At 71.0% G+C, this 6,000-nt stretch carries 5 protein-coding genes and 1 pseudogene; 2 read left to right on the top strand and 4 right to left on the bottom strand.

Features of this window, described 5'->3' with window-relative positions; genetic code table 11:
* A pseudogene (locus I8N67_RS43215) lies at positions 1–174 on the top strand (IS200/IS605 family accessory protein TnpB-related protein); the annotation flags it as partial.
* Here the strand turns inward: I8N67_RS43215 and I8N67_RS44365 are convergent.
* The 4 genes from I8N67_RS44365 to I8N67_RS31850 all read right to left on the bottom strand — a co-directional run bounded on the left by I8N67_RS44365 (position 154) and on the right by I8N67_RS31850 (position 5,472).
* The gene (locus tag I8N67_RS44365) at positions 154–2,292 is read right to left on the bottom strand and encodes an alpha/beta fold hydrolase (protein WP_372443846.1); all 2,139 of its coding nucleotides are present in this window, start codon (positions 2,290–2,292) and stop codon (positions 154–156) included. The pseudogene I8N67_RS43215 and the gene I8N67_RS44365 overlap by 21 nt on opposite strands.
* Before the next feature lie 281 nt (positions 2,293–2,573).
* Positions 2,574–2,864: a hypothetical protein gene (locus I8N67_RS31860; RefSeq protein ID WP_234046623.1), complete on the bottom strand. Its 291-nt coding sequence runs from the start codon at positions 2,862–2,864 to the stop codon at positions 2,574–2,576.
* A gap of 223 nt (positions 2,865–3,087) precedes the next feature.
* On the bottom strand, positions 3,088–4,521 hold the full coding sequence (locus I8N67_RS31855) for a phytoene desaturase family protein (RefSeq protein ID WP_200307714.1): 1,434 nt from the start codon (positions 4,519–4,521) through the stop codon (positions 3,088–3,090).
* Positions 4,522–4,662: 141 nt separating this feature from the next.
* Entirely contained in the window at positions 4,663–5,472 is an 810-nt protein-coding gene (locus tag I8N67_RS31850) for a rhomboid family intramembrane serine protease (protein ID WP_200307713.1), read from the bottom strand.
* A 114-nt stretch (positions 5,473–5,586) separates the two neighbouring features.
* Here I8N67_RS31850 and I8N67_RS31845 point away from each other — a divergent pair, with 114 nt between their 5' ends.
* Positions 5,587–5,925 carry a hypothetical protein gene (locus tag I8N67_RS31845; protein ID WP_200307712.1) on the top strand — a complete coding sequence of 113 codons (339 nt, stop codon included), beginning with the start codon at positions 5,587–5,589 and terminating at the stop codon, positions 5,923–5,925.
* The last annotated feature ends 75 nt before the right edge of the window (positions 5,926–6,000 follow it).

Genomic DNA, 6,000 nt, shown 5'->3' with positions numbered 1-6,000 from the left:
GCACCGGTGGTCCCGGGGCGTGAGGAATACCGCCCCCGCATCCCCGGACCACGGACACGATCCGTGCCGCCCGGACGCGGAACGAACGCGGTGGACCAGAACGCCCCACACCGTCCGGGGCGTTCGGCCGAGCATGAGTTCTGGCAACAGGACTCACTCCCGCTCAGTCTTTAGGAACGGTGACAGGTCGTGGTGCGGTTCCGTCTCCGGGTCCCAGTCCCCGAAGCGGTTCTCCGGTTCCAGGCCGGCGGTACGGGCGTACGCGTCGATCTCCTCGGGGGAGGTCAGCCGGGAGATCTCGGTGCCGACGCGGGTGCTGCCGTCGGCCTCGTACCAGATGTGGGAGAGGTGCCACAGTGATTCCTCGGGGACGAGGAGCGAGTGGCTCTGCAGGCCGGTGCCGGCCTCCGGGTACGGCGAGAAGAACGTGGCGCGGTTGCGGCCTTCGTGGAGCTGGAGGGCCTCCTTCAGGGGGACGGGCTTCTTGGCGAAGGTGACCGGACGGGTGGGTTCGGCGGCCGCGGCGTGGCTGTCGGCGTCGCGGAAGAACGCGATGATGCGGTCCGTCACCTGGTGGGCGTAGCGGCTGTTGATCAGCAGGGTCTCGTGCGTGGCGCCCTCGATGACCACGGTCTCGGCGCGTGTGCCGGCGTGCGCCTTGGCGAGTTCCCGGTGGAGCAGCAGCTGTTCCGGGGTGCGGTCCACGGTCTGCTGGGCGGAGATCACCAGGCCGGGCACCCCCTCGATCCGGCCGAGCTCCCCGGAGAAGGACCGGAAGTCGGCCCGTACCGCCTTCCATTCGCGGCGGGCGGCTTCCCACATACGGGCGTCCGCGAACTGGGCGTAGACCTTATTGCGGTAGGCGAACGGCAGTTCGTTGATCCATGCCGGACGGTTGAGCAGGATTCCGGTGCCGAGGCGCAGGGCGCGGCTCATGGCGGCGAAGTTGCCGGTGAGGCTCTTGTCGGCCAGGCCCGCCCCGCTGTTCAGCTGGCCAGGGTGGGAGGAGTCGAGGTAGACGACGCCCTGGAGCCGGTCGCCCAGGTGCGCGGCGGCGCGGCGCGCGAGCTCCCCGCCGATGGAGTGGCCGACGAGGATGACCTTGCGCCGGGGGTCGACGGCGCCGTTCACGAGGTCGACGAGGTCGTGGACGGACTCCGACAGGCGGAAGGAACCGGTGGCCCCGCGGCGGCTTCCGGCATATCCGGCACGGGCGTACGCGACGACTCCGTACCGGGTCTCGTGGCAGAGGCGTTCCGCGATCCAGGCGTAGTGCTCGCTGGTGGACAGCAGGCCACTGGCGAGCACGACGACCGGCTGGTCGTCGGCGCCCGGCGCGTACTCCTCGTACTGGAGCCGGTTTCCGTGCCGGGTGGTCAGTACGCGGGAGGTGTGCCAGCCCTCCGTGGTGCGCATGCACCGCTGTACGGCGGTGGCGCCCGCCACGGCCGCACCGCCCGCGAGAAGGGCGAGGGCGGTGCCGAGGGCGCGGTCGTCGCGACCGGCGACGGCGGGGTGGGAGCGGGGCGCGGAGGTGTAGGCGACCAGCGGGTGCATCGCGGGGAAGGCGCTGACGAACCTGCCGAGCCCCATGAAGTAGCCGTTGGCCACGTGGAACGCGGCGGCGCTGGTGATCATGGAGCGGGTCAGCTTGCCGCCGCCCAGATAGGCGAGCGGGAAGAGGCACTCCAGCGCCAGCACGCTGTGGGTCAGCACCTTCGCGGTCCGGGGATGCCCCTGGGTCCAGCGGAACATGCCGTCGTGCCCGTAGGTGCGGGTGCGCATCACGCCGCTGAGCGCGGTGGCGTCCCGCCAGGGCTTGCCGAACAGCTTGACCCAGCCGGACACGGCGTAGGCCATGTTGGCCTGGAGGGCGGCGTACCAGAGCAGCGCGTCCTTGGCCGCCGGTGACGGCGCCAGGCGGGCGGTGCCGGTGGCGAGCTGCACCAGCGTGGCCACCTGGTCGGAGCCGTCGCCGCCGTAGTGATGACGGGGGGAGAGCAGGGCGGAGGAGGCGCCGAGGAAGAGGCTGCCGGCGCCTCGCCAGCGGGAGTTGCCGGGCAGCAGCATGCCGACGGAGACCGCGGAGCGGGCGACGTGCAGGGCCGTCGTGGTCCGTACCCCGCTGACACTGTCGACCAGACGGCGCGTCAGGGGACCGGCGCCCATCAGGTACTGCCTGGCGACCTCCCAGTCGTTCATGCCTCCCTTGTCCATGTCCTTGCGCTGCGTCAGGTACTCCAGGGACGACGTCAGACTGGACACGGCGGCCAGCCGCTCGGACAGGCCCATGGCCCGATCCCGGCTGATGGGAGCCGGTCCGAACACCGCAGAGGTGATCCTTCCGGGAATGACGGAAGGGATTTTTCCGGAGAATTTCACGGTACCTCCATTCGTGACAGCTATTCGTGATAGTCTCGGCCGAAGACCTTTTTCTTGTCTTGAAAGCACGCTGCCGGGCCAGAACTCACCTCTGGCCCGGCAGTTTTTTGCACGCACTTCCCCTGTCGGCTCCGCGGGGAGCTACGAGCCGACGGGTCCCATCTGGCGGAATGGGATCAGGCGGGGGCGGATCAGACGCCGCCGCCGGCCGCCGCGGCCTGCGCGTTCGCCGCGTTGGCGACCGCCTGGTTGGCGTCCGCGGCGGCGTTGTTGGCCTCCACGGCGCAGGCGGCGCCGACCACGGTTGCGACACCGCCCGCGGCCTGAGCCAGGTCGGCGAGTCCGCCCAGCGCGTTCAGGGCGTTGCCGGCGTTGGCCACGCGGCCGATGCGCGGGGTGCCCAGGGTCGGGCGGGCGGACGTGAGGACGACACCCACCAGGGGAATCTCCAGCTGGTCCACTGCCTTTGCGATGTGGCTCATTCTCGATTCCTTTCGAAAGGCGCTTCCGGAATCCTGTTTCTCCGGTGCGCTTCTGGAGACAACAATGCCCGCTCGACCGATTTCCCTCATCGAGAAAAATACCTATTCCGCGTGTGACGCAGTTCACGTGAGAATGGGGTGGGATTGATGGAACGAAAAAGACGTCACTTCCGTCGTCGATCCGACGGGAGTGACGTCTTGGCCGTGAACTCGGGGATTCGGCTCAGCCAGGGTCGTGGGAGCCCTTTTCGAGGTGCCGCAGCGCGGAGGCGGCCGCGTTCGCTCCGCACATTCCGTGGGCGCCGGCGCCCGGTGGTGTCGCGGCGGAACAGATGTACACGCCCGGCACGCCGGTGCTGTAGGGATCGAGGGCGATACGGGGCCGCATGACGAGCTGGAGAGCGGTGTTGGCCCCGGTGACGATGTCCCCGCCGACGTAGTTCGGGTTGTACGACTCGAAGCCGGCCGGTGAGCGGACGGACATGTCGATGACCCGCTCGCGGAATCCGGGGGCGAACCGCTCGATCTGCCCGGTGATCGCCTCCGTGGCGTCGCCGTCGTAGCCGTGCGGGACGTGCGCGTACGTCCAGACCGGGTGGAGGTCGCCCTTCGAACGCTGAGGATCGGCCAGGTACTGCTGGCCGACGAGCACGAAGGGCCGCTCGGGCATCCGGCCGGCCTGGATCATCCGCTCGGTGCCGGCGACCTCCGCGTACGGTCCGCCCAGATGGACGGTGCCGGCCCGGCGGGCGGCCGGGTCGGTCCACGGGACGCCGCCCTCGACCGCGAAATCGACCTTGAAGGCGCCGGGACCGTGCCGGAACCTGCGGTAGGCCCGCGCGACCCGCCCCGGCAGCCGGTCGCCCAGGATGTCGGCCACCGCACCCGGCGCGAGATCGAACAGGACCACGTCGGCGGGCGGCAGCTGCGCCGAGGACCGCACCCGTACGCCGGTCTCGATCCGGCCGCCGAGGTCGGCGAGCAGCGCGGCGAGCGCGTCGCTGATCGCCCGGGAACCACCGGCGGCCACCGGCCAGCCGTACCGGTGACCGGCGGCGATGATCATCAGCCCCACGGCGGCGGTCGCCGGCCGGTGGAACGGGCGGAACGCGTGCGCGGCCACACCGGCGAACAGCGCGCGGGTGGTCTCCGACCGCCACAGCCGGGCCACCGACGCGACCGGCAGCAGCGCCGCCGGCCCGAACGCGGCCAGGCGCAGCGGATGTCTCGGCAGCCGGGCCAGAGGGCCCATCAGGTCCTCGGCGAGCGCGTCGTAGCCCTCGGCGAGCGGGCCGAACACCCGCTGCCACCGCTCCCCGTCCGGACCGCCCAGCGCCTGTGCCGTCTCCCGCACCGAGCGGTGCAGGACGCCGGCGTCACCGGAGTCCAGCGGGTGTACGCAGTCGATCTCGGGCAGACACCAGCGCAGGCCGTAGTGGTCCAGCCCCAGGGTGCTCAGGAAGGGCGAGCCGACGGCCATCGGGTGGCTGGCCGAGCAGTGGTCGTGCAGCAGGCCCGGGGTCAGTTCGCTGGTGCGGGTACCGCCGCCGATCGTGTCGGCGGCCTCCAGGACGGTGACCTCCACGCCCTCCCGGGCGAGCGCGACGGCGGCCGCAAGACCGTTGGGGCCACTTCCCACCACGACGGCCGTGCTCACATGGGCTCCCAGGATCTGGCCGGCCGACGAGCCGGTCGCCGATCGTTCGGCAACCGACGCCAGACCGAGGCGTGTGCTTCGCGCGATTCGCAAAATTACCTAACGACGGGAGCCGCCGTCCCCGCGCCGCTCCCGCCGGACTCACCAGCGCGGCCGTGCGCGTCTTTTGAACAGCAGGGCGCGCGGTTCGGGCGGTGGCGGGGTGCCGGGGCGCAGCGGCCAGGCGAGGAGCATGCCCGCGACGAAGCCGACGAGATGCGCCGCGTACGCCACCGTTCCGACGTCGGAGACGCCCTCGCCGGACGAGTACACCGCCTGGAGCACGAACCAGGAGCCCAGCACCAGCCACGCGGGCAGCCGCAGCGGCAGGAAGACCAGCAACGGGACGAGAACCCAGACCCTGACTCTCGGGTAGAGGACGAGATACGCGCCGAGCACCCCGGCGATCGCCCCGGACGCCCCGATCAGCGGCTCGCCCGAGTCGGCGTTGAGGAACGCGTAGCCGTACGTCGCCGCGTAACCGCACGCCACGTAGAACAGCGCGAACCGCACATGGCCGAGGCGGTCCTCGATGTTGTTGCCGAAGATCAGCAGGAAGAGCATGTTGCCCAGCAGGTGCAGCCAACCGCCGTGCAGGAACAGCGCGGTGAGGACGGACAGCGCGGGCGACTTGTCGTAGCCCGGCGGGCCCATCGCGCAGCTGCCAGAGCGGCCCGACTCGCCGGTGGGCACCAGCTGCGCCGACTGATGGTGGATCAACTCCTGCGGCACCGCCGCGTACTGCTCCAGGAACGCCCGCGTGTGGCACAGCCGCGCCAGCTCGCCGTCACCGGGCACCGAGCCGGCGAGACCCGGCATGAAGACGAAGACGAAGACGCTCGCGGCGATGAGGGCGTAGGTCACGTAGGGCGTACGGCCCACGGGGTTCACATCATGGACGGGAATGACCACAACGGACTTGTGCCCTGGATACGGGCGCGGAATCAGTGTGCGCGGCGCCGGTGAACGTGAGCGCCGGGTCGTGCGTATGACTTCTCGACCGCGGATCTAGGTGAGGAACAGGCGATGAACGACCGAGTTACTCCTTCGATGCACGCTACTCCCGACGGTGAGGCCGAGATCTCCCTGGTGGTGCGGCTGCCCTGGGAAGACGTTGCCGCGCTCGGCCAGGAGGCCGGGCGGCTGGCGGCGCGGATGCAGCGGCCGGTGACCCTGGACGAGGCGGTGAGTCACCGGTTGCGGTCGGCGCGGGCGAGCGCGGCGCATGCGAAGCCGACGACGGCGCCGGCTGCTCCGCCGGCCGCCGTGACCTCGTCCGCGTCCGTTTCCTCCTTGCCGGCTCGGCCGCCGGCTGAGCAGGCTCGGCAGGCGATCGACCGGATCACCGGTACGTCGGCGATGTAGCCGGGCTGCTGAGCGGGGGGCGCCGTGGGGGTGCTGGGCTTCCTCGGCTGCCGGATCGTCGTGGCTGGTCGCGCC

Origin of the sequence: Streptomyces adelaidensis, assembly GCF_016598475.1 — a bacterium.
GTDB lineage: Bacteria > Actinomycetota > Actinomycetes > Streptomycetales > Streptomycetaceae > Streptomyces > Streptomyces adelaidensis.
This window is presented reverse-complemented; position numbering and strand designations above follow the sequence as displayed.

What these genes read in the sequence shown, in the direction of transcription:
- I8N67_RS44365 (WP_372443846.1), bottom strand. Translation starts at nt 2,292, where the DNA reads ATGGGCCTGTCCGAGCGGCTGGCCGCCGTGTCCAGTCTGACGTCGTCC.
- I8N67_RS31860 (WP_234046623.1), bottom strand. Translation starts at nt 2,864, where the DNA reads ATGAGCCACATCGCAAAGGCAGTGGACCAGCTGGAGATTCCCCTGGTG.
- I8N67_RS31845 (WP_200307712.1), top strand. Translation starts at nt 5,587, where the DNA reads ATGAACGACCGAGTTACTCCTTCGATGCACGCTACTCCCGACGGTGAG.